The organism is Thermostichus sp. OS-CIW-26 (genome assembly GCF_054058395.1).
The window spans coordinates 16,181-41,095 of sequence record NZ_JBSSAG010000006.1; the positions used below are offsets into that span (position 1 = coordinate 16,181).

The 24,915-nt window shown below is 59.5% G+C and carries 26 protein-coding genes, 1 tRNA gene and 1 pseudogene; 13 read left to right on the top strand and 15 right to left on the bottom strand.

What is annotated here, in order from left to right; genetic code table 11:
* Complete coding sequence (locus ACVW0C_RS04185; RefSeq protein ID WP_457384438.1) at positions 1 to 1,269, bottom strand: metallophosphoesterase family protein; 1,269 nt, start codon at positions 1,267 to 1,269, stop codon at positions 1 to 3.
* A 176-nt stretch (positions 1,270 to 1,445) separates the two neighbouring features.
* Positions 1,446 to 1,619, bottom strand: a pseudogene (locus ACVW0C_RS04190) (hypothetical protein); the annotation flags it as partial.
* 110 nt (positions 1,620 to 1,729) lie between these two features.
* Here ACVW0C_RS04190 and ACVW0C_RS04195 point away from each other — a divergent pair.
* Positions 1,730 to 2,221, top strand: a complete 492-nt coding sequence (locus ACVW0C_RS04195) for a helix-turn-helix domain-containing protein (RefSeq protein WP_457384439.1) — start codon at positions 1,730 to 1,732, stop codon at positions 2,219 to 2,221.
* Here ACVW0C_RS04195 and ACVW0C_RS04200 read toward each other — a convergent pair whose 3' ends face one another.
* Both ACVW0C_RS04200 and tatA read right to left on the bottom strand, forming a co-directional pair.
* Positions 2,222 to 3,058 carry an anti-sigma factor domain-containing protein gene (locus tag ACVW0C_RS04200; protein WP_457384440.1) on the bottom strand — a complete coding sequence of 279 codons (837 nt, stop codon included), beginning with the start codon at positions 3,056 to 3,058 and terminating at the stop codon, positions 2,222 to 2,224. It lies immediately after the preceding gene.
* 226 nt (positions 3,059 to 3,284) lie between these two features.
* Positions 3,285 to 3,530, bottom strand: coding sequence for a twin-arginine translocase TatA/TatE family subunit (gene tatA, locus ACVW0C_RS04205; RefSeq protein WP_011433563.1), 246 nt, complete (start codon positions 3,528 to 3,530; stop codon positions 3,285 to 3,287).
* 223 nt (positions 3,531 to 3,753) lie between these two features.
* Here tatA and ACVW0C_RS04210 point away from each other — a divergent pair, with 223 nt between their 5' ends.
* Both ACVW0C_RS04210 and glgB read left to right on the top strand, forming a co-directional pair.
* Positions 3,754 to 5,229 (top strand): dihydrolipoyl dehydrogenase family protein, encoded by a 1,476-nt coding sequence (locus tag ACVW0C_RS04210; protein WP_457384441.1) that lies wholly within the window; start codon positions 3,754 to 3,756, stop codon positions 5,227 to 5,229.
* A gap of 60 nt (positions 5,230 to 5,289) precedes the next feature.
* Positions 5,290 to 7,581 (top strand): 1,4-alpha-glucan branching protein GlgB, encoded by a 2,292-nt coding sequence (glgB, locus tag ACVW0C_RS04215; RefSeq protein WP_457384442.1) that lies wholly within the window; start codon positions 5,290 to 5,292, stop codon positions 7,579 to 7,581.
* A 278-nt stretch (positions 7,582 to 7,859) separates the two neighbouring features.
* Here the strand turns inward: glgB and ACVW0C_RS04220 are convergent, their stop codons facing one another.
* Positions 7,860 to 9,017, bottom strand: coding sequence for a DegT/DnrJ/EryC1/StrS family aminotransferase (locus tag ACVW0C_RS04220; protein WP_457384486.1), 1,158 nt, complete (start codon positions 9,015 to 9,017; stop codon positions 7,860 to 7,862).
* Positions 9,018 to 9,211: 194 nt separating this feature from the next.
* Between ACVW0C_RS04220 and ACVW0C_RS04225 the strand changes: the two genes are divergently transcribed.
* Positions 9,212 to 10,225 carry a glycosyltransferase family 9 protein gene (locus ACVW0C_RS04225; RefSeq protein ID WP_457384443.1) on the top strand — a complete coding sequence of 338 codons (1,014 nt, stop codon included), beginning with the start codon at positions 9,212 to 9,214 and terminating at the stop codon, positions 10,223 to 10,225.
* Between the two features lie 233 nt (positions 10,226 to 10,458).
* Here the strand turns inward: ACVW0C_RS04225 and ACVW0C_RS04230 are convergent.
* From ACVW0C_RS04230 to ACVW0C_RS04250, 5 genes are all read right to left on the bottom strand, one after another.
* A tRNA-Leu gene (locus tag ACVW0C_RS04230) sits at positions 10,459 to 10,539 on the bottom strand.
* A gap of 83 nt (positions 10,540 to 10,622) precedes the next feature.
* The gene (locus ACVW0C_RS04235; RefSeq protein ID WP_457384444.1) at positions 10,623 to 11,552 is read right to left on the bottom strand and encodes a M23 family metallopeptidase; all 930 of its coding nucleotides are present in this window, start codon (positions 11,550 to 11,552) and stop codon (positions 10,623 to 10,625) included.
* Between the two features lie 17 nt (positions 11,553 to 11,569).
* The gene (locus tag ACVW0C_RS04240; RefSeq protein ID WP_457384445.1) at positions 11,570 to 12,403 is read right to left on the bottom strand and encodes a biotin--[acetyl-CoA-carboxylase] ligase; all 834 of its coding nucleotides are present in this window, start codon (positions 12,401 to 12,403) and stop codon (positions 11,570 to 11,572) included.
* Between the two features lie 12 nt (positions 12,404 to 12,415).
* Complete coding sequence (locus ACVW0C_RS04245; protein WP_011432111.1) at positions 12,416 to 13,048, bottom strand: DUF3318 domain-containing protein; 633 nt, start codon at positions 13,046 to 13,048, stop codon at positions 12,416 to 12,418.
* A gap of 14 nt (positions 13,049 to 13,062) precedes the next feature.
* Positions 13,063 to 13,782: a pyridoxine 5'-phosphate synthase gene (locus tag ACVW0C_RS04250; RefSeq protein WP_414341700.1), complete on the bottom strand. Its 720-nt coding sequence runs from the start codon at positions 13,780 to 13,782 to the stop codon at positions 13,063 to 13,065.
* A 168-nt stretch (positions 13,783 to 13,950) separates the two neighbouring features.
* On the opposite strand from ACVW0C_RS04250, the gene ACVW0C_RS04255 reads away from it, so the two are divergent.
* A complete protein-coding gene (locus tag ACVW0C_RS04255; RefSeq protein WP_457384446.1) occupies positions 13,951 to 15,018 on the top strand; it encodes an ATPase, T2SS/T4P/T4SS family in 1,068 nt (355 codons plus the stop codon).
* Between the two features lie 31 nt (positions 15,019 to 15,049).
* Here the strand turns inward: ACVW0C_RS04255 and ACVW0C_RS04260 are convergent, their stop codons facing one another.
* Complete coding sequence (locus ACVW0C_RS04260) at positions 15,050 to 15,427, bottom strand: hypothetical protein (RefSeq protein ID WP_414375322.1); 378 nt, start codon at positions 15,425 to 15,427, stop codon at positions 15,050 to 15,052.
* A 161-nt stretch (positions 15,428 to 15,588) separates the two neighbouring features.
* Between ACVW0C_RS04260 and lepB the strand changes: the two genes are divergently transcribed.
* A complete protein-coding gene (gene lepB, locus ACVW0C_RS04265) occupies positions 15,589 to 16,275 on the top strand; it encodes a signal peptidase I (protein WP_457384447.1) in 687 nt (228 codons plus the stop codon).
* Between the two features lie 28 nt (positions 16,276 to 16,303).
* On the opposite strand, the gene sds is transcribed toward lepB, so the two are convergent.
* Positions 16,304 to 17,275 (bottom strand): solanesyl diphosphate synthase, encoded by a 972-nt coding sequence (sds, locus tag ACVW0C_RS04270; RefSeq protein WP_041436149.1) that lies wholly within the window; start codon positions 17,273 to 17,275, stop codon positions 16,304 to 16,306.
* A gap of 114 nt (positions 17,276 to 17,389) precedes the next feature.
* Here sds and ACVW0C_RS04275 point away from each other — a divergent pair, with 114 nt between their 5' ends.
* On the top strand, positions 17,390 to 17,785 hold the full coding sequence (locus ACVW0C_RS04275; protein ID WP_011432105.1) for a metal-sensing transcriptional repressor: 396 nt from the start codon (positions 17,390 to 17,392) through the stop codon (positions 17,783 to 17,785).
* Between the two features lie 122 nt (positions 17,786 to 17,907).
* On the opposite strand, the gene ACVW0C_RS04280 is transcribed toward ACVW0C_RS04275, so the two are convergent.
* On the bottom strand, positions 17,908 to 18,354 hold the full coding sequence (locus ACVW0C_RS04280) for a TerB family tellurite resistance protein (RefSeq protein ID WP_457384448.1): 447 nt from the start codon (positions 18,352 to 18,354) through the stop codon (positions 17,908 to 17,910).
* Between the two features lie 262 nt (positions 18,355 to 18,616).
* Between ACVW0C_RS04280 and rpsP the strand changes: the two genes are divergently transcribed.
* From rpsP to cysQ, 5 genes are all read left to right on the top strand, one after another.
* Entirely contained in the window at positions 18,617 to 19,096 is a 480-nt protein-coding gene (gene rpsP / locus ACVW0C_RS04285) for a 30S ribosomal protein S16 (protein WP_457384449.1), read from the top strand.
* 52 nt (positions 19,097 to 19,148) lie between these two features.
* Complete coding sequence (locus tag ACVW0C_RS04290; protein WP_011432102.1) at positions 19,149 to 19,424, top strand: KH domain-containing protein; 276 nt, start codon at positions 19,149 to 19,151, stop codon at positions 19,422 to 19,424.
* Entirely contained in the window at positions 19,421 to 20,524 is a 1,104-nt protein-coding gene (locus ACVW0C_RS04295) for a Get3/ArsA fold putative tail anchor-mediating ATPase NosAFP (RefSeq protein ID WP_414383712.1), read from the top strand. Before ACVW0C_RS04290 ends, ACVW0C_RS04295 begins: the two co-directional genes overlap by 4 nt.
* A 61-nt stretch (positions 20,525 to 20,585) precedes the next feature.
* Positions 20,586 to 21,347, top strand: a complete 762-nt coding sequence (hisF, locus tag ACVW0C_RS04300; RefSeq protein WP_457384450.1) for an imidazole glycerol phosphate synthase subunit HisF — start codon at positions 20,586 to 20,588, stop codon at positions 21,345 to 21,347.
* Between the two features lie 16 nt (positions 21,348 to 21,363).
* The gene (gene cysQ / locus ACVW0C_RS04305) at positions 21,364 to 22,167 is read left to right on the top strand and encodes a 3'(2'),5'-bisphosphate nucleotidase CysQ (RefSeq protein WP_457384451.1); all 804 of its coding nucleotides are present in this window, start codon (positions 21,364 to 21,366) and stop codon (positions 22,165 to 22,167) included.
* Between the two features lie 12 nt (positions 22,168 to 22,179).
* On the opposite strand, the gene ACVW0C_RS04310 is transcribed toward cysQ, so the two are convergent.
* The gene (locus ACVW0C_RS04310) at positions 22,180 to 22,644 is read right to left on the bottom strand and encodes a pentapeptide repeat-containing protein (protein ID WP_011432098.1); all 465 of its coding nucleotides are present in this window, start codon (positions 22,642 to 22,644) and stop codon (positions 22,180 to 22,182) included.
* 249 nt (positions 22,645 to 22,893) lie between these two features.
* Positions 22,894 to 23,661 (bottom strand): PspA/IM30 family protein, encoded by a 768-nt coding sequence (locus ACVW0C_RS04315; protein WP_011432097.1) that lies wholly within the window; start codon positions 23,659 to 23,661, stop codon positions 22,894 to 22,896.
* Between the two features lie 285 nt (positions 23,662 to 23,946).
* Between ACVW0C_RS04315 and ACVW0C_RS04320 the strand changes: the two genes are divergently transcribed.
* Entirely contained in the window at positions 23,947 to 24,888 is a 942-nt protein-coding gene (locus tag ACVW0C_RS04320) for a phosphoribulokinase (protein WP_457384452.1), read from the top strand.
* The last annotated feature ends 27 nt before the right edge of the window (positions 24,889 to 24,915 follow it).

Genomic DNA, 24,915 nt, shown 5'->3' on the forward strand with positions numbered 1-24,915 from the left:
TCAGTCTTCTGCTCCCCAAAAAGCTCCCCTTAGGTGAGCATACACTTCAGATTCTCCTTGCCCATCCAAAACCTTTTCTTTAAGATCCAGAAGCAGCCGCGCTAGCTCTTCACTGCGTTTGCGGTAGTGGGCATGGCTGCTCAGCAGATCCCTGTAGATTTTCTCTTCGATTTGTAGCCTCTGCCCCTCTTCTTCCAAGGAAAGGGCAGCCGACCCGAGCTCTAAAGTATTGGCCTCAAAACGAAACAGAACCAGCAAGGCGCCGGTAAGCTGCTGAATTTGACACTGTAGGGCGCGGCTATCCAGCTCATGCTTGGCGAACCCCACCTGCCCCACCAGCCGCAACTCCACCATCGGCTCCATCTCACTTTCCTGAAAACGGGATCCCTTAGCCAAGGCAATGGCTGCTGCGGCAATCTGTTCGGGGGTTTCTCTGCCCTTGGCCTCCAGATAGAGCCGGCGGCGGGGCCGCTGATGGTAATCCTGCACCAACTCCGCTTGGGGTGGGCCATCTCCCCAGCGGACGCGATAGGCCCCCCGTTGGAAGTCCCATTCGGCAGTGCTGTTGGCCTCCAGGGATCCCGGATTGAAGATCCACCCGCCCTCGGAATAGCTTTTGTGAATGTGTCCCAAGGCCAGGTAGCCCACCCCCGCCTCCCGCAGGGGCAGCAGATCTTTGTAGCGCAGAGCGCCTTGGTAACGGGCAATTTGGCCCTCTAGACCGTGGTGGAACATCAACACCACCCGTTCTGGGCCGGGGGGCAACCGTCGAATGGCCGCCGCCAACTGCTCAATCGACCGAGGGGCTGCCGATCCGTACCACTGGGATCCGATCACCCGCACCCCACAGGGCAAATCCAGATACCCTCCCCGCCGGCCCGACCAGGGACGCAACTCCAGGCCCTCTTCCCCTGCTTCCGGCTCCAGCAATATCAACTCCCCGTGATCGGCTAAGTACCTCAGCCAACTGGTTTTCACGCCATAGGGGCGATTGTCGTGGTTGCCCTCGATGGCCAACACCGGAATCCCGGCCTGCTGCAGCTCCCGCAAGACGATCTGGGCTTGGTTGAGAACGCCGGGCTGAATCTGCCGATGCTCGAACAGATCTCCTGCGATGAGCACAAAGTCCACCGGATCCTGAATGGCATAGCGCCGGACAACATCCCGAAAAGCCAAAAAGAAGTCCTTGCTCCGCTCCGGGCTGTCGTAGCGGTCATAGCCCAGATGCACATCGGCCAGGTGTAAAAATGTGCAGGTTGAGCAGGCCATCCCCAGAGCACCTCGGCAAATTGTCCACAGTTTAGCAAACCCATCTTGTTCCCTACCCAAGATATAGGGATCCCTTCCTCTCGATTATCGGGTTCGCCCCGGCTATCTCCACTAGGGGTAGGTGCCGACTGAGGATCTGAGGAAACCCTGGAATGGACGGCTGCCCAAGAGTTCTCTCAGGTGGAATCGATTAAATCCAGGATATTGTGCTTCATCTTGTTGCAAATGTTATCGAGGGGCAGATCATTGGGATCCCGGCCAAAGGGATTTTCAATTTCGATGCCGATCTCTTCAACGCCAAACAACATAAAGCTCAGCCATCCCACAATGGGGCCGGTCATCCAACCCAAACCTTAAGAGATGCCCAGGCAAACTTCACGAACAACTTCCAAAACCCCAAGTTACTGTGGTAGACTCTCCGCCAGGCAACGAATTCAACGCTGTTCTGCGACGCCCCAACATGGCTGGAGTCCTCAAGCTCGACATTCAGGAATCGGCTGAAGAGCTCAAATCTCTACTTGGCAAGCAGTCCACACCGACCGGCAAGGAGCGGGTTCAAGCTCTCTACCTGCTCAAGATTGGGAAAGTCAAGACGATGACAGGCTTGGCTGAAATTCTGGGGCGGGACATCTCAACGATTTTTCGATGGTTTCAACGCTACAAGGCCAAGGGGCTAGAGGGCATGTTGACGGTGCCCCGCAACCAAGGGCGCAAACCCCTCATCCCCAAGCCGGTTTTGGAAATCCTCAAGCAGGAGCTGCATCAGCCTGGCCGATTCCGTACCTACAGCGACATTCGCGAATGGCTGCGGGAAACCCACGGTGTGGATGCTTCCTACAAAGTTGTGCATGAAACTGTTCGCTACCGTCTTAAGGTGCGCTTGCGGGGATCCCATGCTAAGCGGCGCAAAAGCGGGAGACAAGCCCCCCAGTTATCCCCCAATCTCTCCTGATCAGGGCTGGGCAGCAGGGATCCAAAAACTGCTCTGCAGCAGAGGCGGGCCTGTGGGGGATTCGCTTCCTCCTGCCGGTTCGAGGGTGATGAGGAGGCGGGTCGGCTGCTCAGAATGGATGGGTTGACTGAGCCATTGCAGGGATCCTTCCGCGTTGACGGCAAAAGTGCCGGCGTTTTCCAGCAGTCGTCCCCCTCCCTGGACATCCGACTCCAGCCACAGTTGATAGGTGCTCCCTGGGGGGGCGGGAGCCATCTCCGAGGCCAAGAGCAGCACCTGCTTGGCATGGGGTGACCAGAGGGCTTGCACCAACAGGGGAGTGCTGAAGCTGGGATCCCGCAGCAGGGTTCGCTGCACCTGCGGTTGTCGTTGCCACTCTTGGTAGAGCCGTTGAACTGCCACCGACTCTCCCTCGATGGGGGATCCCCACTGCCAGCGCAGCCGCCAGTAGGCCGCTGTTATGGCCAGCGCGTAGATCCCCAATACCGCCAGGCTGCCCCAGAGAAGACGTTGCGGCCACAGGGGAGCCGAAGTTTGAATGGAGAGGGGGGCAGGTAGCCAAGCCCAACGCCGCAGCCGTTCCCTAGCCTGAAAGGCTGTCAACTCGTAGAGCCACAGAGCCACCGAGCGATCCCGCTGCAGGTCAAAGGCATCGGCGTGTTTCCAGCAAAACTCGAACACCTGCCGCACCACCTCTTCCGCCTGGTGAGGTTGCTTGAGAATGGCCAAGGCAATATCCAGCAGGCGCTTCCGATAGCGATCCTTGAGCAAGAAGTGGCTGCGGCGATCCCGCAGTTGGATCTGGCGCATCAACTCGAAATCGGTCAGCTCAGCCATACCACCTCTGGGGCATCCGATGGGCCCATCCAGGCTGATCCTGGCTCAGCCGGTAGCGCCGGGCCGGGAAACTTTCCAGAACTATACACTAGCCCTGGATCTGGCTCCCTTGCGAGCTGACTTTACTTCTGATCGAAGCCGGCTTGGATCCCCCCTCTCGACAAGATCCCCAGTTGCGGCAGCACGTCCCTGGCAGGAGTTGGGATCCCACCCCTCTCCGCGACCCTCAGGCGGCATCCTTCTCCACCACCTTCTCCACCTTTTCCGTGCCGGCAGGCTCGTCATCGCTGCTGGGGTTGTTCATCTCTTGTTTGAAACTCCGCAACGCTTTGCCAAAGGCGCTGCCTAACTCCGGTAGCTTCTTGGGGCCAAACACGACCACCGCGATCACCCCAATCACGGCCAGCTCTGGCAGGCCCATGCCGAAGATGCTCACGGCCAGGATAGGTTCGCTCGGCAGCAGAATAGTCATAAGTCCCCAAAACCTGAAAAGTAGAACAGACGGATCAACCCAGCTTGCAAGGGATCCATCCGTCCCACTCTAACAAGTTCTTCTCCCATGCAGAAAGGGTGTGGAAAGGGATCCCCTTCTCCCATCCTGCCCCCGGCCCACTCAAGACATAGGATGGTGCTATCTTTTGCCGATTCCTGGGATCCCTTGCCCGATTCTCCTGTTTAAAAGTTTAAAAAAAGCCATGCCTGTCCCCTACGATATTGTGGTCATCGGCGCCGGTGCAGCGGGTTTGGTGGTGGCCAGCGCTGCTGCCCAACTGAAGGCCAAGGTGCTGCTGGTGGAAGGAAGCGACCGCCTGGGCGGAGATTGCCTCTGGTATGGCTGTGTGCCCAGCAAAGCCCTTCTTCACGTGGCCCATACCGTCCATCGGATGCGCCAGGCCATGGCTGCCGGTTGGGTAACTCTCCCCGGCCCAGCAGGGATCTCGGTGGATTACCTCAAGGTGTACGAACACATTCGCTCTGCCCAGAGCTACATCGCCAACCACGCCGATTCGCCAGATCGCTTCCGCCAACTGGGGGTGGAACTGGTGTTTGCCAAGGGCCACTTTGTGGATGGGCGCACCTTTGAGGTGGCAGGAAGGCAGGTACAGGCGCGGGCTTTTGTCATCGCCACCGGATCCCGTCCTTGGGTTCCCCCCTTGCCAGGCTTGGCCGAGGCGGGCTATCTGACCAACGAATCGATCTTTGACTTGACCCGCTTGCCCAAATCGGTGGCGGTGATAGGGGCGGGGCCGGTAGGCTGCGAGTTGAGCCAAGCTCTGGCCCGTCTGGGATCCGAGGTGACCCTCATTGCCAGCCGCGAGCGCATCTTGCCCAAGGAGGATCCCGAAGCCGCCCAGGTGGTGCAGCAACAGTTGACCCAAGATGGGATCCGCATCCTCACCCGGGTACGCGCCACAGCAGTCGGCCAAGAGCAAGGGGCAAAGCTGCTTTCCCTAAAGGCCAATTCCGGGGCAGGCACCGCCGCTACAGGTGACCCGGTGATCCGTGCAGAAGAGATTTTGGTGGCCGCCGGTCGGATCCCGAACGTGGAAGGGCTGGGTCTAGAAGCCGCCGGCGTGCAGTACACCCCCCAAGGGATCCAGGTGAATGCCAAGCTGCAAACCCGCAATCCCCGCATCTACGCCTGTGGGGATGTCATCGGCGGGCCGCAATTTACCCATGTGGCGGCCTACGAAGGGGCAGTGGCCCTGGTCAACGCCCTGTTTTTCCCCCTCAGCCAAGCGCGTTATCGTGTCATTCCTTGGGCCATCTTCACCGAGCCGGAGCTGGCCCGTGTGGGCCTCACCGAAAGCGAAGCCCGGCAGCAATACGGCAAGGATGTGGTGGTGCTCAAACAGGAGTTTGCCGATGTGGATCGGGCCCAGGCAGAAGCCGCCCCCCTGGGCTTTGCCAAATTGATCTGTCGGCGCAACGGCCAGATTTTGGGGGCGCACCTGGTGGGATCCCAGGCGGGAGAGCTGATTCACGAGGTGGTTTTGGCCATGAGCCGGCGGCTGCCCGTCTCTGCCCTGACCGGGATCCACATCTACCCCACCCGCTCGGAGGTGAATGCCAAGGCGGCCCTGCAGCACCGCAAGCAACAATTGGCCGCCAACCCCCGCCTGCAGAACGCCTTGCAGGGATTCTTTGCCTGGAGGCGGGCCTGGAGCTGACAGCGCAAACTGGGGGTCAGCCACCGCTAGACTAGAATGGTCATTTACTGAGGGTTCCCGATGGGCTTTCTCCTGTCTGCCGAACAAGTGGGTCAGTTTGTTTCCAACCAATGGCAGGATCCCTATGCCGTTTTGGGCCCCCAGCAGATAGAAGAGGCCGGGAAATCCTTTGGGTTGGTGCGCGCCCTTGTGCCCAATGCTCGGCAGGTTTGGCTGGTGGAACGCGCCACTGGACAGGCTTACCCGATGCAGCCGCTGCACCCGGAAACGCTATTCGAGCTGCGCTTTGAGCCGGGAACCCCTCTGCCGGACTATTTTTTGCGGGCCCAACGGGTCTGGGATCCCCAAGGGGAACACTTGGAAGAATGGGAGGATCCCTACCGCTTTCCCTTGGAGAAGGTCAACCACATTGGCGAGCTGGATCGCTATCTGTTCAACGAGGGGAATCACCACCGCATTTACGACAAGCTGGGCGCTCATCCCATCACGGTGGATGGGGTGAAGGGGGTGCATTTCGCCGTCTGGGCTCCCAACGCCCGCAACGTCAGCGTTATCGGCGATTTTAACCACTGGGACGGGCGTCAACACCAGATGAAGCGGCTGGGCGAAAGCGGCATCTGGGCGGTGTTCATCCCCGGCATAGGGCCAGGCGCCATCTACAAGTACGAGGTGAAAACTTCCTGGGGGGATATCTACGAAAAATCGGATCCCTATGGCTTTCAACAGGAGGTGCGCCCCAAAACCGGCTCCATCGTAGCCGACCTCAACACCTACACCTGGCACGACCAAGCCTGGCTGGAAAAACGCGCCGCCACCGATCCCCTGCGCTCGCCGATTTCGGTTTATGAGGTGCATCTGGGATCCTGGATGCACGCCTCGGCTGAAGATCCACCTGCCGAAGGGCAAAGTGTGCTGGTGGATCAAAAGCCCAATACTCGCTTCCTCACCTACCGCGAGCTGGCGGACAAGCTAATCCCCTATGTGAAGGAGCTGGGCTTTACCCACATCGAGCTGTTGCCGGTGGCAGAACACCCCTTCGATGGCTCTTGGGGCTATCAGGTGATCGGCTACTATGCCGTAACATCCCGCTATGGATCCCCGCAAGACTTTATGTATTTTGTCGATCGGGCTCACCAAGCCGGGATCGGCGTGATTGTCGATTGGGTGCCTGGGCATTTCCCCAAAGATGGGCATGGGCTGGCTTTTTTCGACGGTACTCACCTGTACGAGTACGCCGACCCTCGCAAAGGCGAGCACAAAGGTTGGGGCACTTTGGTCTTTAATTATGGCCGCAACGAGGTGCGCAATTATCTGGTGGCCAATGCCCTTTTTTGGTTCGAGAAATACCACATCGACGGGATCCGGGTGGACGCGGTGGCCTCGATGCTTTATCTGGATTATGACCGCAAAGACTGGATCCCCAATCCCTACGGCGGGCGGGAACACCTCGAAGCCATCGACTTTTTCCGGCAGCTCAATACCCTCATTTTCAAATACAACCCCGGTGCGCTTTCCATTGCCGAAGAATCTACTGCTTGGCCGATGGTAACTTGGCCAACCCATGTGGGTGGGCTGGGCTTCAACTTGAAGTGGAACATGGGTTGGATGCACGACATGTTGGATTATTTCCACATGGATCCCTGGTTCCGCCAGTTCCATCCCCATTTGGTCACCTTCAGCCTCATGTATGCCTTCAGCGAAAATTACATGCTGGCCTTTTCTCATGATGAGGTGGTGCATGGCAAGAGCCACATGTTGGGCAAAATGCCGGGGGATCATTGGCATAAGTTCGCCAGTCTGCGGGCTTTGTATGGCTACATGTTCACCCACCCTGGCAAGAAAACCTTGTTCATGAGCATGGAGTTTGGCCAGTGGAATGAGTGGAATGTTTGGGCAGATCTGGACTGGGAGCTGCTGCAGTATGAACCCCACGCCAAGTTGCGCCACTATGTGGCCAGCCTGAATCACCTGTTGCGCTCTGAGCCTGCCCTGTATACCCAAGACACCAAGCCAGAAGGGTTCCGCTGGATCGACTGCAGCGATCATCGCGGCATCGTTTCCTTCATCCGCTATGGGGAGGATCCCAGTGAGTGGGTGGTGGTGGTTTGTAACTTCACGCCGGTGGTCTGGCCCCATTACCGCATTGGGGTACCGGAACGAGGTTTTTATCGAGAGCTGCTCAACAGCGATGCTGTGGAGTTTTGGGGCAGCGGGGTAGGCAATTTGGGGGGCAAGTGGACAGACGACTGGGCCTACCACAACTTGCCCTACTCCCTCGAGCTCTGCCTGCCGCAACTTTCTACCTTGGTGCTGAAATGGCAGCCGCCGCAGCCGGTCGAGTCCCAGAATTGACACCCTGCTGGCTTCCTTCCGCCGCACTGGGAGGACGGGTCTGGAGACTTCGTTTTTTGGCCATTTGTAGTCCTTTCAAGCTGGATTGAGACAATCCCCAAGCGCTCCATACCGCTTCCGAGATCACCCCCAGTCCTCTTCCCAGAGGGAGAGGGGAGTTGGGAAGCAATGGGATGGAAATGTTTCATTTCGTTTCATTCTTATTTAAAATGACTGTGGGCGTGGGTGCAGTGTTCTAGTTTGAATCGAAATGACCATAAGGCAGACATAACTGAGTGCTACGGGCAGGTTTTTTCTGAGAGGATTTCAGCAATGGCCGCAGCCACCCGCTCTTGTTGACAGGTGGTCAACTCAGGAAAACACGGCAAAGACAACACCTGAGCCGCACATAGCTCGGCATTGGGCAGATCCCCCCGCCTGTAGCCCAGCCCTCGGTACACCGGCTGCAGCGGCAACGGCAGAGGATAGTAAACCCGACTGCCAATGCCCCGCTCCTTCAGACCCTGCTGCAAATCGTCCCGCCGCCGCCCATCCGTCGCCTCAGAACCCACCACCCGCACCGTGTACTGATGCCACACCGAGCTGCCCCCCACCCCCACCTGAGGCAGAATCAAACCCGGGATCCCTTGCAGCAAGCGGTGGTAACACTCCGCAATCCCCTGCCGCCGCCAGTTCCACTCCCGCAGATAAGGCAACTTCACCGAGAGAATCACCGCCTGCAGCGCATCCAAACGACTGTTGAGACCCAGATACTCGTGGTGGTACGGACGGGTCTGCCCATGCTCCCTGAGAGCCCGCACCCGCCTGGCCAGTTGGGGATCCCGCGTCACCACCGCCCCCCCATCCCCAGCCGCACCCAGATTCTTGCTGGGAAAAAAGCTGAAGCAGCCCACCTCCCCCCAAGTGCCCACCGGCCTGCCCCCCCAGCAGGCCCCCACCGCCTGGGCACAATCTTCCACCACCGCCAAGCCGTGCCGCCGGGCAATAGCCAGAATCTGGGTCATGTTGGCCGCCTGCCCAAACAAATGCACCACCACCACCGCCTTGGTGCGGCAGGAGATGCTCCTTTCCAGCAGCTGCGGATCCAGGTTAAAGGTGCACGGATCCACATCCACAAACACCGGACGCGCCCCCACCCGGCTGATGGCGGCAGCCGAGGCAAAAAAACTGAAGGCACTGGTGAGCACCTCATCCCCCGCCTGGATGCCCAAAGCCTGCAAAGCCAGCACCAGGGCATCGGTGCCGGAATTGCAGCCGACGGCCTCCAGGGGGCCACCCCCCAAAAACTGGGCAAACTGCTCCTCAAAGCGCTGCACCGCCGCCCCGCCGATGTACTGGCCAGAGGCCAGCAGCGCTTCCAGCTGCGGCTGCAACAGCCCGGCCAAAGCGCGGTACTGCCCCGTCAAATCCAGCAGCGGAATCGGCTCCTCCGTCATGGTGCTGCCTTTGGAGAAGGTGGCGGCCACAGCCCATCATCGCGGATGAGAGCCTGGGTAGACAACGCTCTGGGCCAGCAGGGGGCTGGAACCGGTCTGCCCAGCCTGTCCTGAAGGTCTGCAATCTGAGATAGAGTAAGCGCGGGATGTCCTGAGCCAGGGATCCCTGGATACCGCTTTCTACAGGATGCTTTATGCAGGTGGCTTCTCGAGCAGTTGGCGGCACAGCGCCTTTGGCCCCCCGCCTTTTGGCTCTGGTGCCGGGGGGGATTGGGGATCAGATTTTGTTTTTTCCCACCTTGGCCAGTTTGCGGCAGCGCTTCCCGGAGGCGGAGCTGGAGGTGGTTGTGGAGCCGCGGGCGGCGGCTGCCTACGAGGTTTGTCCTTCGGTGAACCGGGTGCTGACTTTTCCTTTCAAGGAGCGGCTGTCGTTGGGGGATCTCAGCGACCTGCTGGGGCGGATTCGCGAGCGGCAGTACGACGCAGTGCTGAGCCTGGGCAGGGGGCTGGGGGTCAAGCTGTTGTTGTGGCTGACCGGCATTCCCAAGCGGGTGGGCTATGCGCCGCCGGGGCCGGGGCGACCTTGGCTGACCGACCCGGTGCCCCTGAAGCCAGCCCAGTATGCGGCCCAGATGTACCACGACCTGGTGCAGGGGTTTGGCATTGCTGCGCCGGCGGGGTTGCCCCAGATTCGTCTGAAAAAAGCAGACCTGGAGTGGGCAGAGCAGGAACGCAAGCGCCTTTTGGGGGATGCCGCTCAAGATTATGTGCTGTTGCATCCGGGGGCCAGCCAGCTGTCGCAGGAGAAGGGAATTCAGAAGATCTATCCCTCTGCCAACTGGGTCAAGGTCATCAAGGGTTTTCGGGAGCAGCGGCCGGAGCTGCCGTTAGTGCTGGTGGTGGGGCCAGAGGATGAGCAGCTGGCGGAGGGCTTTCTGGCGCAACTGCCGGAGCTGCCGGTGAGCCGTCCTGTCCGGCTGGGGCAGCTGGCGGCCTTGATTGGTGGGGCAACGCTGCTGTTGTGCGCCGATAGCGCTCCCATGCATTTGGCGGTGGCGGTGCAGACGCCGCTGGTGGCGTTGTTTGGGCCCACCGACCCGCTGCGGCTGCTGCCTTCAGAGGGGCCGTTTCGGGCGGTCAAGGGGGCCGATGGGAAGGTGGAGTCGATTGCCCCCGAGCAAATTCTGCAGGTGATCTTTCCGGCCTAGAGCCAAGGTTTTCGTGGCAGCAACCCAGTCCAGTTTCTCTGCAGGCGGACCGAGAAGCCTTCTAGCCTGGGAGATGTGTCCCTGTCTGCTTTTAGCCGGCGGGAGAGCTTGCTTTGTCACCTTGGCTCTCCTAGGCTTGCTGGCGAGCGACCGTAAGGCAGTCAGCATTGCTGTTGACCGGGGGAACTTCTGCCCTCTTGGGGGAAAGGGGCTGGGGAAGTAGGGGATTCTCATGCGGACGAAGGGACTTGAACCCTTACGCCTTGCGGCACTAGATCCTAAGTCTAGCGCGTCTGCCGTTCCGCCACGTCCGCAAAACCTGCATGACCCAACTGGTTACCTGCGCCAGCATTCCAGTTGGAGCCCGCCCACCTATGCTAACCCAAGCCGGCTCTGGCTAACCCGGCAGCTGGGCAACAGCAACCTTCAGATCATCTGTGGCGTCCAGAACCACCCAACCTTGCCCCACCGCCCGCTTCCACAGCTCAAAGTGGAGGTGCGGCCCAGTTACCGCTCCGGTCGCCCCCACATAGCCGATGACGGATCCCCGCTCTACCACTTCCCCCGGTGTTACAGCAACTTCGGACATGTGGCCATAGCGAGTGCGCCGACCGCCGGCATGCTCCAGCACAACGGTGATCCCCAGACCCCCCAGGGATCCCGAAGTGACCACCTTGCCGCTTAAAGAGGCCAAGATCGGCGTGCCCATGCTGGCCCCCAAATCCACTCCAGCATGAAACTCCGGCTCTCCGCGGATGGGGTGAATTCGCATGCCAAATCCAGAAGTAATCGGCACCGGGTGAGGTAGGGGGTAGAGCAGTCGTTCGTCACCTGCCGCCAGTTCAGGCAACCTTGGCGTTTGCGGTTCAGGAGCTTGGGGCTGGCTGGGATCCTCGATGCGAATCTCTTGGCCGGGGGCGAGAATGATGCGGCGACCGGAGCTGCGTTCCATCAGCACCACCGGCACCCCACCTTCAGGCTGAGCATGGGGAACCAGGTCATGGTTCTTCTGGGGCTCAATCACGATCTCGCGGCCCACTACCGTCTCTGGGCGGGTTTCTGCCTCAAGGGTCGCAGGGCTGCCCTCTCGTAAAGGAATGGCTCCATCCAGCAGCAGGGCTGCCGCCCCAGGCGTGTCCAGGGCCGGTTCCACCATGGGCGGCGGGGGCAAAGGGGTTGGTTGGGTTTGGGCCAGCAGAGCAGTGGGATAAAACCAGAGCAGAGCCAGCCCCAGCTTCAGCCAAAAGCGCAGCCGCCGAGCTCGGGGGGAGAAAAGGCGCGCTGCCATAACCAAAAGCTTCATCACCGAGTTCAACACAGGCCACATAAAAAACACAAGAGAAATTACAGGCTATCGCCCGCCGGCATGTGATAGCTCAAGCGAACTTGGTCGGGTGTAAGCGTCCGGATGGATGGCTGCTGTTGCAGATGTCGCTCCCCTTGTGTTTGTACTCGCACCCTTCCATCCTCGGCAAGGCCCAAGATCGTGAGGCTAGTCCCCCTTTCGAGCCATTGGACTTGCGGCTTGACCATCCAGGCTTCGTACTCTGAGCGAACGGGGGCAAATCCCCCTTGCAACCAGACGTGGAATCCCCGCTCCATCCCCTGCAGAACCCAGCCGGCAATCTCGGTGCGGTCGAGTGAGCGGTGCAGAGGGGATCCCAAAATTTGGGCTAAGGTGATTGCCCCAATGGGAACGGGGTTGTTGACATTCACCCCCACACCGGCCACCAACCCCAGCAGTTGCCCGCTCCCCCCAAAGCGGCTTTGCACCAGGATCCCCCCCAGCTTGAGCAGAGAATCCGGGCGCTGCTCGTCCACCACCACCAAATCGTTGGGCCATTTCAGCCGCAGCGGGATCCCAAGGTTTTGCCGTAAACGGCCCGCAATGCCCCAGCCCAAGGCCAGGGTCAGTTCCAGCAGCGAGTAATGCAAAGGCGGGGATCCCAGCCAAACGGACAGGTATAGTCCCCCCGGCTCCGAGTGCCACACCCGCCCATGTTGACCTTGCCCAGCCCGTTGGCGGGTGCTGACCAAAACTGTGCCCACCGGCAGCGGCTGTGGGAACCGACGGCCCCAGTCCAAGAGCAGCCGATTGGTGGAATCGGTCGCCGCCACTTGCAGCAGATGGCGGCCCCACCGGCCCGCCTGGGATCCCAGCCGCGAGGGAGAAAGCATCTCTACCCGGGATTAGCTCAACACAATGTCTTCCGCCGGACGCTGGGCCAGCCGCTTGAGGTTTTGGTAGCGCAACATGTCCAGCAGATCATTGCCCGAGCGCCCCTCCAGACGGGCCTCCACATGCAGCGCCTGCCCCAGGGCCTCCACCGCCTGCAGCCGCGGGATCCCGCGCAACACCAGGCGATCCACCGCATAGGCGTCAGCAGCCAACAGACGGCGGTCATTGGTTTGGTCGCGGCGCAACTGCCAGAGGGCCAAGCCACTCAAACCACCCGAAACGGTTGCTCCCACGGGATCCTGTTGTACGGCCTCGAAGATCAAGCTCAACCCCCCCAGAGCTGCTATGGCCAGGTAAAAGTCGATCTGCCGCGACACCGCCCGACTGTAGTAGCCCACCTTGTGCAGGAACAGCCCCGCCCGCTGCAGGGGGGTAAATTGCCGCCACTCATAGGGCTTGATGAACAGCCGCATCTGCCGTTCCCAGGGCATCTGCCGGCGGCCTTTGATCACCACCGTTTGCCGTTCTGAGGCGGGCAAGATCTTCACACTCTCCCGCATACTGGCTGGCAGCAGATCCAACAGGCGCTCAATCTCCGCCTGATCCAGAACGTAGTTTTCGTAGCCGTAGTATTCCGAGTTCATGCCGGGCCTGCTCCTCAGCTTAGTCCCATCGCCTGACGCATCTCTCGCACCGCCCGATCCAGCCCCACCAGCACCGCTCGACTGATAATGCTGTGGCCGATGTTCAGCTCCTCCATGCCAGGGATCCGCGCCACTGGGCCGACATTCCAGTAGGTAAGACCATGTCCCGCATTCACCCGCAAGCCCAGTTGAAGGGCCTGTTGGCTGGCCTTTTCCAGGTGGTCAAGTTCCACCTGCCGCTGAGCTTCGGATGAGGCTTCTGCATAGCGCCCCGTGTGGAGCTCCACCCAGCGGGCTCCCACTTGGGCAGCAGCGGCAATTTGGGTCGGATCTGGGTCGATAAACAAGCTGACGGGAATGCCGGATCCCTGCAGTTGGCCGACCACATCCCTGAGGCGCGACACCTGCCCCGCCACATCCAACCCACCTTCGGTGGTGATTTCCTCCCGCCGCTCAGGAACCAAAGTGACGTAGTCAGGCTTAATCTCCAGGGCAATCGCCACCATCTCCTCGGTGGCTGCCATCTCTAAGTTGAGGTGGGTGCGCACAGTTTGCCGCAACAGCCGCACATCCCGATCTTGAATGTGACGGCGATCCTCGCGCAAGTGCACCGTAATGCCATCTGCCCCCGCCAGCTCGGCAATCACCGCTGCCGCTACCGGATCTGGCTCCACCGTGCGGCGTGCCTGTCGAAGGGTGGCAATGTGGTCGATGTTAACTCCAAGACTTAACAAGGCTTTACTGCTTTGGGTGTAGAGGAGAATACCCCTAGTATTACATTATTCAATTTACGCCGGTCAGATGAGCCAGGATGCCATGGGCCTCAGGCCGCGAGGGTGTAGGCTTTACTCTATGATCAGGTAGCGACGTCTCGCCTGTGCGGGATCCACTCCGGGCTTGCCATGACTGATCCAGATGCCTCTCTGGCGGTGGGACAACACTCCCTTGTTGACCGGGCGCGAGTGCCGGCCTTAATTGCCCAGTACTTGCCGGTGGAGATCTGCATTTACTACCAAGTCGTCCCCTTGGCCCTGGATACCGACAGCCTCATCTTGGGCATGGTGGATCCCCAGGATTTGGCGGCGTTGGACTATGTGAGCAAAATGCTGGCCTATTCCCAGATTTCCGTCCAGCCAATCCCTCTCACCGCTCAGCAGCAGCAGGATTTAATTGCCTACTACTTCAGCCATCCCCCTGACCCGGCAGAGGTGGAGCGGCTGCGCCTCCAGGCCCAAGCCAACCGGGTGACTCGGGAGGTTCCTGCTCCCGTGTCGGGGCCACCCACGCAGTTGAGGCCAACCCAGCCTCCGTCCGCCCGACCAACCGCTCCGCCCGTACCCGCCGACGAATCGGAAGAGACAGTGCAGCAGTTGCTCAACTCGATGCTGCGGCGGGCTTTGGATGAGAAAGCCGAGCAAATTTTCGTGGAGCCTCAAGAGGGGCCTTCTTGTCGAGTGCGCTACCGCCAGCAGGGGATTTTGCGGGATCTGTTCAAAGATCTCTCCGAGTCCATACGAGCGAAGTTGATCACCGCCATGAAGCGGATGATGGCGCTGGATCCGGAGTTGATCGGGGAGCCGCAGCAGGCAGAGGTGGAGCGGATGTACCGGGGGGAGCCACTGGTGTTGCAGTTGCGCATCATACCGCAGCGCTCCAAAAGTGGCCAGACTGCCGCCTCTAGAGAAGGGGCCATCTTGAGCATCCTGCGAGGGGAAGCTCTCCAGAAATATCAACAAGGCCAGAATAACCTCCGCGTCTCTGAGACCCTAGCTTTGGCCCAACAGACCTATCAACTGCTGCAACAATTGCAAAGTGCTCTCAGCAACACAGTTGACAAGCTTAAGCAGTACCCCAGTCCGCCGCGGAGCGACTGGCCCCTGATGACGGAGGTGTTGGCAGCTATTCAAGCCCAAGCCCAGATGATCGCCATCCACCAGCAGGACTGGGAAAAACTCAATTCCGGCAGTTGACCCCCCAAAACCAGCCCCGAGTAACATCCCTTCAACGGGATCCCTCCCGCAGCAGCACCAAAATCACTCCGGCAATGATGCTGATGGTGGCACCGGCAATCAGGCTGGTGGCTAGACGTTCCAGCCGTTCCCCGATGGTTTGTGAGGTGTCGAACTTAAAAGTGAGCTTTTCGACATCACCTGAGAGCTTTTCGACATCACCTGAGAGCTTTTCGACATCGCCCGAGAGCTTTTCAACATCGCCCGAGAGCTTTTCAACCCGCTCCGAGAGTTTTTCGCTATCCCCTGAGAGCCGATCGATCCGCCTCAAAACTTCCTCTTGTTGTTGGGTGAGACGAGCTATTGCTTGGCTATTGGCCTCGACCAGGCGCTCGACTCGCTCTAGGCGCTCTTCTGTTGAAATCGTCATAGGGGCTAACAGTCGCGAGTACGGTACACCAGAATACCCATCCTATGCTATTGCCGGCTATTCGTCTCTCTGGCAGGGGTTTAATGGGAGGGCATCCCATTCTGCTGCCCTGGATTGGGTGCGGTAATCTTGAGATCGTGAAGTCTTGTTCGTTAGCTTCCATGCCGTCAAAAGATCCAACTCCTCTGCCCAAGCCCCAGTCGCCATCAGGGAAAACCCCTGCCAGCTCGGGATCCCGCAGCTGGTGGCAGGCGCAACGGGAAAACCTTCTGACGGTGGTGCTGGCTCTGTTGCTGGCCTTCGGCATTCGCACCTTTGTGGCAGAGGCGCGTTGGATCCCCTCCGATTCGATGCTGCCCACTCTGGAAGAAGGGGATCGGCTGGTGGTGGAAAAGGTCAGCTACCGCTTTGGTTCGCCCAGACGAGGCGATATTATTGTTTTCAACCCTCCCGCCAAACTGAACTTCGACGGGGCCTACATCAAGCGGGTGATCGGCCTGCCGGGAGATCGCATTCGCATCGCCAACGGTGAGGTCATCATCAACGGGATCCCGCTGCGGGAAGACTACATCTATGCCCCCCCCGACTATTCTTGCCCTGGCGAGCGCTGTCCTGGAGTTCCCAATCAGGGATCCGAATTCGTGGTTCCTCCCCGCTCCTATTTTGTGATGGGGGATAACCGCAACGACAGCCAAGACTCCCATGTGTGGGGTTTCTTGCCGGAAGAAAACATCATCGGCAACACCATTTTTCGCTTTTGGCCCCCAAATCGCCTACACTTTTTCGCCCCGCCAGAATATCCTGAGCTTCTTCCAGAGGCCCAAGTGTTGGGCAACACAGCCCGGTAGAAAGCCAGCTTGACCCTGTCGGGACTGCTCAGTGCAGCCGCTCCAGCACATAGTCCACCATCTGAAACAAAGCACGACGCGCCGCAGAGTCCGGCAGGCTATACAGCGCTTCGGCAGCCCGCTGGGCGTAGTCGCGGGCCAACTGACGAGAGCGTGGGATCCCTTCGCTTTGATACACCCACTCCAGGGCCTGCTTCAGGTCTTGCGGGTTGGACAGCTCCCTGAGAATGAGCTCTCGCATCTGGGGAAATTCCTCTAGGGCAAACAGAACGGGTGCAGTGAGGTTGCCCTGGATGAGGTCGGATCCCACAGGCTTGCCAAGCGTCTCTGCCGAAGCGGTGAAATCCAGCAGATCGTCGACAATCTGAAAAGCAATGCCCAGATCCCGCCCAAAATCGAACAGGCGATCCGCCACTTCCTCGCTAACCCCGCTCAGCAGGCCAGCAGCCTTGGAACTGCCGGACATGAGGGAGGCCGTTTTGTAGAAGCTCTTGGCCAGGTAGTCTTCCATCGACACATCCGGGTCGAAGCGGGTGAGGCTCTGGCGCACCTCTCCCTCCGGCAAATCCATGATTACTTTGGAAAGGAGCTTCACTACCTCCAGGTTGTCCAGATTGGCCAAGTACCAAGCAGCTTGGCCGAAGAGGTAATCCCCCGCCAGCACGGCTATCCGATTGTCGAAGAGGGTATTCACCGTATCGATGCCCCGTCGCACGTCGGCAGCGTCGATGACATCGTCGTGAACCAAGCTGGCCGTGTGGATCATCTCAGTAATCTCTGCCAAGCGCCAATGCCGTGGGGTAATCTCTCCATCTGGGGTGGTGGCACGGGCAATGAGGAGCACGATGGCTGGCCGGATCCCTTTCCCCCCCGCCGAAAACAGATGTTCGGCAGCCATGGCCAGAATGGGGTGCTTGGCACTCACCAACCGCGTCAGGTTCTGGCGTAAACGCTCCAGATCCGCTTCTACAGGGCCAAAGGGGGAGAGCACAGAGGTCATGGAGCCAAAGTATGAGAGGTTTTACAAAATTTCACATCTTTTTCTATTGTAGAGTACCCCATCGTTCTCGGGGAAAACCAAGCGGTATCATGCAGGCAGTCCTTTGCCCTTTTTATGTCGGATCCCGTCCCCCCACTTCGATCTCATTCCGTTCCACCGCTCCCTTCAGAACCCGATTGGGAGGAGGAGTGGGAGCTGGCGCTGGAAAAGCCGCCGCTGTCTGGGCGGGCCCAGCCTCACCATCATGATCCCCAGTCTCGGCGCAAGTTGACCAACCGCTTGGCTCGCATCGAAGGGCATGTGCGTGGGATCCGCTCCATGATCGAGCAGGATCAGCCCTGTCCAGATGTGCTGCTGCAAATTGCCGCCGTCAAGGGAGCGCTGGATCGGGTGGCGCGGCTGATTTTGGACGATCACATTCGCCACTGCATCCGCCATGCCATCGAGACCGGCAATATCGAAGTGGAGCTAGAGGAGTTGCAGCGGGCTCTGGATCGCTTTATCAGCTAAGTCTCGATGGCCAGATTTAACTTGATGAAAGTCTCCCCTTGCTTGGCTCAGGGGAACGCCAAACTGGGCTGTCAATATCTGCAGCGGGGGCTGGCCGTTGTGATGCTGCCTAGTACCCCAGGTCATTCAGAAGGTTGGGGGGAGGGCTGGGTATAGCGCTCCAGCAGAGATGCGCTTTTGAGTTGCCACTGCAGTCCCATGAAGGCCCAGTCGATAAACTCGTTGATCTCCTCAGCGCTGAACTGCATGGCTTTGCCGATCTGGAAAATAAGCTCCTCTTCCTTTTCCACCAACTGGCTGTTCACCACCGCCATCGCCGCCAGATCCCGCAGGATCAAGGCCCCTGCCGCATTGCGCATGGGCGGGATCCCGCTGATATCCAAAGGTGCACCTGTTTCATCCGCCAGATAGGTTTGGGCCAGTGGCGCTTCGATGCCTACCCCTTCTGCGATTTGCATGAAGAAAGAGGTTTCTTCTTCGTCCAACTGGCCATCTACTCGGGCCACCGCGATCAGGGCCTTGAGGTAGAGCTGGCGCTGCTCGTCTGTCAAATCGGCGTAGTTGATCATGGGAGTTGCTGCTGAGTGTAGGGTTTTCTCTTCAACTCTGCCATGAAGGTTGCCTTCCAAACCGGGGTCGGACATTTTCCAGTCAAGTTCCAGTCAAGCAGAAAATCGCTTAAAATAAAAGGCCTGTGTCTACCGGCCAAACGCCAAAGGCTCGGAGCGAGGCTCTGGAGCTTCAGCAGGCTTGGCGGGTCTAGGCGAACTCTTTTTTGGATTTTTTGGATCTTTACAGCTTGCGGAGCGTCCCCCAAGGAGTGGATACCCCATGGTCAAATTGCGGCTCAAGCGCTACGGAAAAAAGCGGCAACCCAGCTATCGCATCATCGCCATTGAAAGTAAAAGCCGCCGTGAAGCCCGTCCGCTAGAGGAACTGGGTTACTATAACCCGCGCACCAAGGAGACGGTTTTGCAAACGGCAGGCTTGCTGAAGTGGTTGCGTTGTGGCGCTCAGCCCACAGAGACGGTGGACAGTCTCCTCAAAAAGGCCGGCATCTACGAGATGTTGAAAGCAGGGGAAGGCGGAGTGGTTGCCTCGATTCGCATCCCGGCCATCGCCAAGCCTGAAGCTGGGATCCCTGAGGCGGCAGAAGAGGCCCCTGCAACAGAATCCGTGGCCGAGGCTGAGGTCGCCGATGTTCCCGAGTCTGAATTGAGCGAAGCTGCCACTGAGACAGCAGGGGCAGAATTAAGTCCTCCAGAAGCTGAAGTTGAAAAGCCTCAGGTTGAGGAAGCGGTTGAGGCCTAGGGTCGGCTAAGCTTGGCTTGGCCAGTTGTTCCCTCCTGTCGTCTAGCTCTCTATGCCAGACTACAAGGCTCTCGCCCATCTTTTGATCGAACCGCTGCTCAGCAGCGCCTCTCTTCAAATGGATGTGGAAACCACCTGTGGCGGGCGAAAGGTATGGCTGCGGCTGGCCTTTGACCCGAAGGATCGGGGGCGGGTATTCGGGCGGGGCGGGCGCACCCTGCAAGCGATTCGACAGGTGATGATGGCCGCAGCTCAGTTGGCAGGTCAATCTCTGTACATCGATATCTACGGAGAGGCGGGAGAGCGGAATCGGGAGGAGCGGGAATGAGCCAAATTCTCACCTTTCTGGGCAAGGGGGGCACAGGTCGGAGCACCTTGGCCGTGGCGGCAGCTCGGGCCGCAGCCCAGCAGGGGCGGCGGGTGCTGTTGGTGGGCCATCAGGCGGGGCCGGGGCTGGAAATGCTTTTGGGCGGGATCCCGCTTTCCGGCGAGCCGGTGACCATTGCTGCCAACTTGAGCGTGGTGCAGTTGCGGACAACCCAGCTGCTGGAGCAGTTCTGGACGGCGGCCAAAGAGCTGGAAGCCCGATACGTGCGCACCCCCTTTTTCCGGGAGATCTACGGCCAGGAACTGGGGGTGTTGCCGGGCATGGATCAGGCCCTGGCCCTGGAAGCTCTGCGCCGTTACGATGCCAGCGGCCAATACGACTGCATTCTCTACGATGGGCCGGGGGATCTGACCACCTTGCGGGCCTTTGGGATCCCGGAGGTGGCCAGTTGGTACTGGCGGCGAGCCTCCCAAGCTTTTTTGGGATCCGACTTGGCCAAAACCCTGCGACCCTTTGCCGAGCCCTTGTTGCGTTCGGTAAGCACCGTGGAATTTTCCTCCCTGGAGGATCTGCCAGAGCGGTTGGGGGGCATGACCAACCTTTTGGAGCAGGGACGACAGGCTATTGCCAATCCGCGCCGCGTGTTGGCCCACCTGGTGACCACCCCTGACCCGATGGCCGTGCAAACCGCCCGTTACCTTTGGGGGAGTGCTCAGATGGTGGGGCTGACGGTGGGTGGCCTCTGGGTTACCCCTCTGGCTCCGGGAGAGGTCTCGGCCGCCGATTTTTTCCCGCTGACACTACGAACACTCCCCCTGCGTCAGGGATCCGATTGGTCGGCTTTGGAAGCGGCAGTAGGAGGGATGTTCGCCGTGCCGGATGTGCCGCCGCCCGTGGCCATCGACGAGGGAGCCCGTACAGTCAAGCTGTTTATTCCCGGCTTCAGCAAGGCCCAAATCGAGCTGAGCCAGTCGGGCCCGGAGCTGACCATCACCGCCGGGGATCAGCGGCGCAATTTGTTCTTGCCCCCCAGCTTGGCAGGTCGGCAGGTGACTGGGGCCAAGTTTCAAGAACCCTTCCTGGTCATCAGCTTCGGCTAAAACGATCCCCAGGTGTTCCCCTCTGTTCGCGTTAGCGGTATGGAGTCCTTGGGAGAGAGCGATGTTGGCCAAACGGATCATTCCCTGTCTGGATGTGGCGGCAGGACGGGTGGTGAAAGGGATCCAGTTTGTGCACTTGCGGGATGCCGGGGATCCGGTAGAGCTGGCCCAGGCTTACGATCAGGCAGGAGCCGATGAGCTGGTCTTTTTGGACATCACCGCCACCCACGAAGAGCGGGAGATTTTGTTGGAAGTGGTGCGGCGCACCGCAGAGCAGGTGTTCATTCCCCTCACGGTGGGAGGAGGGATCCGCGATCTGGAGGGGATCCGGCAACTGCTGCGGGCCGGGGCAGACAAGGTCAGCCTCAACTCGGCAGCGGTTCGGGATCCGGATTTGGTGACTCAAGCCAGCCGCTGGTTTGGATCCCAGTGCATTGTGGTGGCCATCGACGCTCGCGCCAAGCCGCAGGGAGGGGGATGGGAAGTGTACGTGCGCGGGGGGAGGCAGCCGACTGGGCTAGACGCGGTGGAGTGGGCCAAAACCATGGCCGAGCGGGGGGCAGGGGAGATCTTGCTCACCAGCATGGACGCCGACGGCACCCAGGCCGGCTATGACCTGGAGCTAACCCGGCGGGTGGTGGATGCGGTGTCGGTGCCGGTGATCGCCTCAGGAGGAGCAGGGGAGTGTGCTCATATCCGCCAAGCTCTGCAGGAGGGAGGGGCGGAAGCGGCTCTATTGGCCTCGCTGCTCCACTATGGCCGGCTGACGATTGCGCAGATCAAAGCCGACTTGGCCGCCCATGCCATTCCGGTGCGTTTCTAGCTTGGGGAGGGATCCTATGCAAGCTCAGGATCTGGCCGCTCTCTTGCCCAAGGTAAGTCGGCTGGCGGAGGCGGCAGGACAGGCTATTTTGCCCATCTACAGACAGGAGCAGCTTCAGGTAAGGGCCAAGGCGGATGCCTCTCCCCTTACAGAGGCGGATCTGGCCTCCCACCACCTGATCCTGCAAGGCTTGCAAGACCTGACCCCAGGGATCCCGGTGCTCTCGGAAGAATCGGGCGGGATCCCTTACCCAGAGCGGCAACAGTGGGAGCGGTTTTGGCTGGTGGATCCCTTGGATGGCACGCGCGAGTTTATCGAAGGCAGCGGCCAGTTCACCGTCAACATTGCCCTTGTCGAGGCGGGGATCCCCATCCTGGGGGTCGTCCACGCCCCAGCTCTCGGCCTCACCTACAAAGCTGCCCAAAAGCTGGGGGCCTACAAAGGCGATGAGCGCATCTGGGCCCGCCCGCCCGCCCAGGCCCCTTGGCAGGTGGTGGCCAGCCGTTCCCACAGCAACCCGGAGACGGAGCAGTTCCTCGAGCGGCTGCGGCAGCGCTGTGGCTCTCTGGAAGTGAAGTCTGTGGGCAGTGCCCTAAAGCTTTGCCTTGTGGCCGAAGGATCTGCCCATCTCTACCCTCGCTTCGGCCCCACCATGGAGTGGGATACTGCCGCTGCCCAGTGCATTGTGGAGCAGGCGGGGGGAAGGGTTACCGATCTGGCAGGGGATCCCTTGCGCTACAACAAGCCCGACCTGCACAACCCGCCCTTTGTAGCGGCTGCCGAAGGCATGGCCCAACTGTGGCAGAACCTGATCCCCTGAGGGAAGCTCCGGCTACATGCCCATCTCCGTAGGGTTAAAGCCATCCGGGAACTTGGTGTACTCGTCGTAGAGGGCACCGCGGAAATGGGTGTTGGTGATGATGGCTCCGCGCAGATCGGCCCCAATTCGCAGATCGGCTCGGTTCAGCTCGGCTTCGCTGAGGTCGGCCCTGAGCAATTTGGCCCGGTAGAGGTTGGCCCCCCGCAAATCTGCCTTCACCAACTTAGCCCCAATCAGGTTCACCCGTCGCAGCTTGGCTCCGCGCAGGTCGGCTCCCGAGAGATCCGCTCCCGACAAATCCGCCTCGCGCAAATCGGCCCCACTCAAGTCGGCATCCCGTAGGATAATGCCCTTCAAATTCGCGCCACTCAACTGCGCTCCACTCAGGTTGGAGCCGGAAAAATCCCGTTGGCCAGACGCATAAGCCTGCAACAGTTGCTTGGCATCCAAGAGAGGCTTGATACTTGCTGTTGTCATCGCTGTTTGTTCTCTCACAAAACCGTAGGCAAACTAACCTCAGCCCTGCCGGAAGCAGGCTGTGACCCTTTCGCAGGTTGATTACCCTCTGGGGATCCCTGCCACTCGAGGTGGAACGCCTTACTGACAGACTTTGCCCTGCTGGTCGGCAGAAGGGCTGTCAGAGTTCTTGTTGGTTAGCTTACCACCCCCCGGCCCAAACTCAGCCCGGCAAGCCTTGAGAGTCGGAGGAGAGCGACATTCCGCCTGTTAGAGCTGGTCAATCTCCTTGCGCAAATTTTCCAACTCCAGATCGACCTCGCTCTCACTTGCGGTGGAAGGTTGGCCTGAGGACTTTGACCCTCCAGAGGGCAACTGACCCTGGATCGACGCCTTGAGCATCAGCAGCTCGTGATCTACATCCGAGCCACCCGCCTCCAAAGCGGCAAACTGGTTTTCCAAATTGTCTACCGCCAGCTCGGCTACTGCCGCCGACTGGGCCTCCAGGGAGTTCACCTTCTCCTCCATACGCTCAAAAGCAGCAAAGGCGCTTGTGGCGTCCACCCGCCCGATAACCTGATTGATTTGCTGGGAAGCCTTGGCAGCGCGGGCCCGGGCGATGAGCATGTCTTTTTTGGTCTTGGCCTCAGCGATCTTGCTCTCCAGCTTGGTCATGTTGGACTTCAGGATCTCCACCTGCTTAGTCTGCTCATCCAACTGCCGCTTCAGGCTTTGGGCAGTCTCGGCAAAGGTTTTCTTGCGCACCAGCGCTTCCCGAGCCAAAGCTTCGTTGTTGTTGCGCAGGGCCAACTCGGCGCGTCTTTGCCATTCGTCAACACTCTGCTGCGCTTGCTCGTACTGTCGCTCTATTCGCTTCTGGGCAGCAATGGCCTGGGCAACCGCTTGCCGCATCTGGTAGTGATCCTCAGACATGTCCTGAATGGTCTGGTTCAGGATTTTCTCCGGATCCTCGGCGCTGCTGACCAGCGCATTGATATTGGATCTAATGATTCGGCTGACCCGATCGAACAATCCCATCGGTTGCTTCCCCCTCTAGCGGTCTGACCTAATGCTACCCTTGCTGCTCTGATGCCTTCCAGTGCTCCTACTCCAGTATAGGGATCCATAGGGCTCCGCTGAAAAAAGCTGTAACGTTCTCTTGCCCCAATACCCTCCAGAGCCGATAATGCTTGCTTAACTTCGTTTGCTGACCGACAATCCCTGTTCTCTGATCGGGGCCATCCGCAGGTCGAAACGAAGTTGAGTTTGGCCGGTGTTGTTGGGAGTTCTCTGCCCCAGGTTCACGATTCAGGAGAGGGATCCGTGGCTCAGCGCCCGATTATTCTGGGTATTGTTGGCGATAGTGCTGCTGGAAAAACCACCCTCACCCGTGGCATTGCCCAAGTCTTGGGGGAAGAAAACGTCACTGTCATCTGCACCGACGACTACCACCGCTACGACCGCAAACAACGCGCTGACCTGGGGATTACAGCCCTCCATCCCGACTGCAACTACCTGGATATCGTTCAGCAGCACCTGACGCTCTTGCGCACCGGCCAGCCGATCCTAAAGCCCGTCTACAACCACAGCACCGGCACCTTTGACCCGCCAGAGTATGTCAAGCCCAACAAATACGTGATTGTCGAAGGGCTGCTGGGCTACTTTACCCGTGGTATGCGGGATAGCTACGATGTCAAGGTTTATTTGGCTCCCCCAGAACATTTACGAGCCCTTTGGAAGATTAAGCGGGACACCCGCAAGCGCGGATATACCGAAGAGCAAGTGCGAGAAGAGCTCAGAAAGCGCGAACCCGACTCAGAGGCTTTTATTCGTCCACAGCGCCAATGGGCCAATGTAGTGGTCACCTTTTACCCGCCCCAAGAGGGATCCAACCAAGACGAGGTATTGCTGAATGCACGCTTGGTGCTGCGCCCCACCATTCCTCACCCAGATTTTTGGCAAATCCTCAATGCCCGCGACAATCACCTTAGCTCTGCCATTCGTTTGGATTTGGATCGGGATATGGGCAAGCCCGTCGATGTTTTGCAGATTGATGCCCATGCTACGGCCAGCCAAGTGATCGAATTGGAGGGGATGCTCTGCAACGAAATCCCTTACCTGGGCAAGTTCTGTAGCTTAGAGGGAAACCCCAACATCGGCCAGTTGATCGGCACCACCGGCGAGCTGCTCCAGAGCTATCCCCTGGCTTTGACTCAGTTGCTGATCACCTACCACATGTTAAAAGCGGCCAACATCTACCAATAGAGTCCGTGGCGGCGAGGAATCCCCAGT

What these genes read in the sequence shown, in the direction of transcription:
- hisF (WP_457384450.1), top strand. Translation starts at nt 20,586, where the DNA reads ATGTTGGCCAAACGGATCATTCCCTGTCTGGATGTGGCGGCAGGACGG.
- ACVW0C_RS04210 (WP_457384441.1), top strand. Translation starts at nt 3,754, where the DNA reads ATGCCTGTCCCCTACGATATTGTGGTCATCGGCGCCGGTGCAGCGGGT.
- cysQ (WP_457384451.1), top strand. Translation starts at nt 21,364, where the DNA reads ATGCAAGCTCAGGATCTGGCCGCTCTCTTGCCCAAGGTAAGTCGGCTG.
- ACVW0C_RS04225 (WP_457384443.1), top strand. Translation starts at nt 9,212, where the DNA reads ATGCAGGTGGCTTCTCGAGCAGTTGGCGGCACAGCGCCTTTGGCCCCC.
- ACVW0C_RS04240 (WP_457384445.1), bottom strand. Translation starts at nt 12,403, where the DNA reads ATGCTTTCTCCCTCGCGGCTGGGATCCCAGGCGGGCCGGTGGGGCCGC.
- glgB (WP_457384442.1), top strand. Translation starts at nt 5,290, where the DNA reads ATGGGCTTTCTCCTGTCTGCCGAACAAGTGGGTCAGTTTGTTTCCAAC.
- ACVW0C_RS04245 (WP_011432111.1), bottom strand. Translation starts at nt 13,048, where the DNA reads ATGAACTCGGAATACTACGGCTACGAAAACTACGTTCTGGATCAGGCG.
- ACVW0C_RS04280 (WP_457384448.1), bottom strand. Translation starts at nt 18,354, where the DNA reads ATGATCAACTACGCCGATTTGACAGACGAGCAGCGCCAGCTCTACCTC.
- tatA (WP_011433563.1), bottom strand. Translation starts at nt 3,530, where the DNA reads ATGACTATTCTGCTGCCGAGCGAACCTATCCTGGCCGTGAGCATCTTC.
- lepB (WP_457384447.1), top strand. Translation starts at nt 15,589, where the DNA reads ATGCCGTCAAAAGATCCAACTCCTCTGCCCAAGCCCCAGTCGCCATCA.
- ACVW0C_RS04315 (WP_011432097.1), bottom strand. Translation starts at nt 23,661, where the DNA reads ATGGGATTGTTCGATCGGGTCAGCCGAATCATTAGATCCAATATCAAT.
- ACVW0C_RS04260 (WP_414375322.1), bottom strand. Translation starts at nt 15,427, where the DNA reads ATGACGATTTCAACAGAAGAGCGCCTAGAGCGAGTCGAGCGCCTGGTC.
- ACVW0C_RS04185 (WP_457384438.1), bottom strand. Translation starts at nt 1,269, where the DNA reads ATGGCCTGCTCAACCTGCACATTTTTACACCTGGCCGATGTGCATCTG.
- ACVW0C_RS04220 (WP_457384486.1), bottom strand. Translation starts at nt 9,017, where the DNA reads ATGACGGAGGAGCCGATTCCGCTGCTGGATTTGACGGGGCAGTACCGC.
- ACVW0C_RS04195 (WP_457384439.1), top strand. Translation starts at nt 1,730, where the DNA reads ATGGCTGGAGTCCTCAAGCTCGACATTCAGGAATCGGCTGAAGAGCTC.
- ACVW0C_RS04310 (WP_011432098.1), bottom strand. Translation starts at nt 22,644, where the DNA reads ATGACAACAGCAAGTATCAAGCCTCTCTTGGATGCCAAGCAACTGTTG.
- ACVW0C_RS04235 (WP_457384444.1), bottom strand. Translation starts at nt 11,552, where the DNA reads ATGTGGCCTGTGTTGAACTCGGTGATGAAGCTTTTGGTTATGGCAGCG.
- ACVW0C_RS04290 (WP_011432102.1), top strand. Translation starts at nt 19,149, where the DNA reads ATGCCAGACTACAAGGCTCTCGCCCATCTTTTGATCGAACCGCTGCTC.
- sds (WP_041436149.1), bottom strand. Translation starts at nt 17,275, where the DNA reads ATGACCTCTGTGCTCTCCCCCTTTGGCCCTGTAGAAGCGGATCTGGAG.
- ACVW0C_RS04200 (WP_457384440.1), bottom strand. Translation starts at nt 3,058, where the DNA reads ATGGCTGAGCTGACCGATTTCGAGTTGATGCGCCAGATCCAACTGCGG.
- ACVW0C_RS04255 (WP_457384446.1), top strand. Translation starts at nt 13,951, where the DNA reads ATGACTGATCCAGATGCCTCTCTGGCGGTGGGACAACACTCCCTTGTT.
- ACVW0C_RS04295 (WP_414383712.1), top strand. Translation starts at nt 19,421, where the DNA reads ATGAGCCAAATTCTCACCTTTCTGGGCAAGGGGGGCACAGGTCGGAGC.
- rpsP (WP_457384449.1), top strand. Translation starts at nt 18,617, where the DNA reads ATGGTCAAATTGCGGCTCAAGCGCTACGGAAAAAAGCGGCAACCCAGC.
- ACVW0C_RS04275 (WP_011432105.1), top strand. Translation starts at nt 17,390, where the DNA reads ATGTCGGATCCCGTCCCCCCACTTCGATCTCATTCCGTTCCACCGCTC.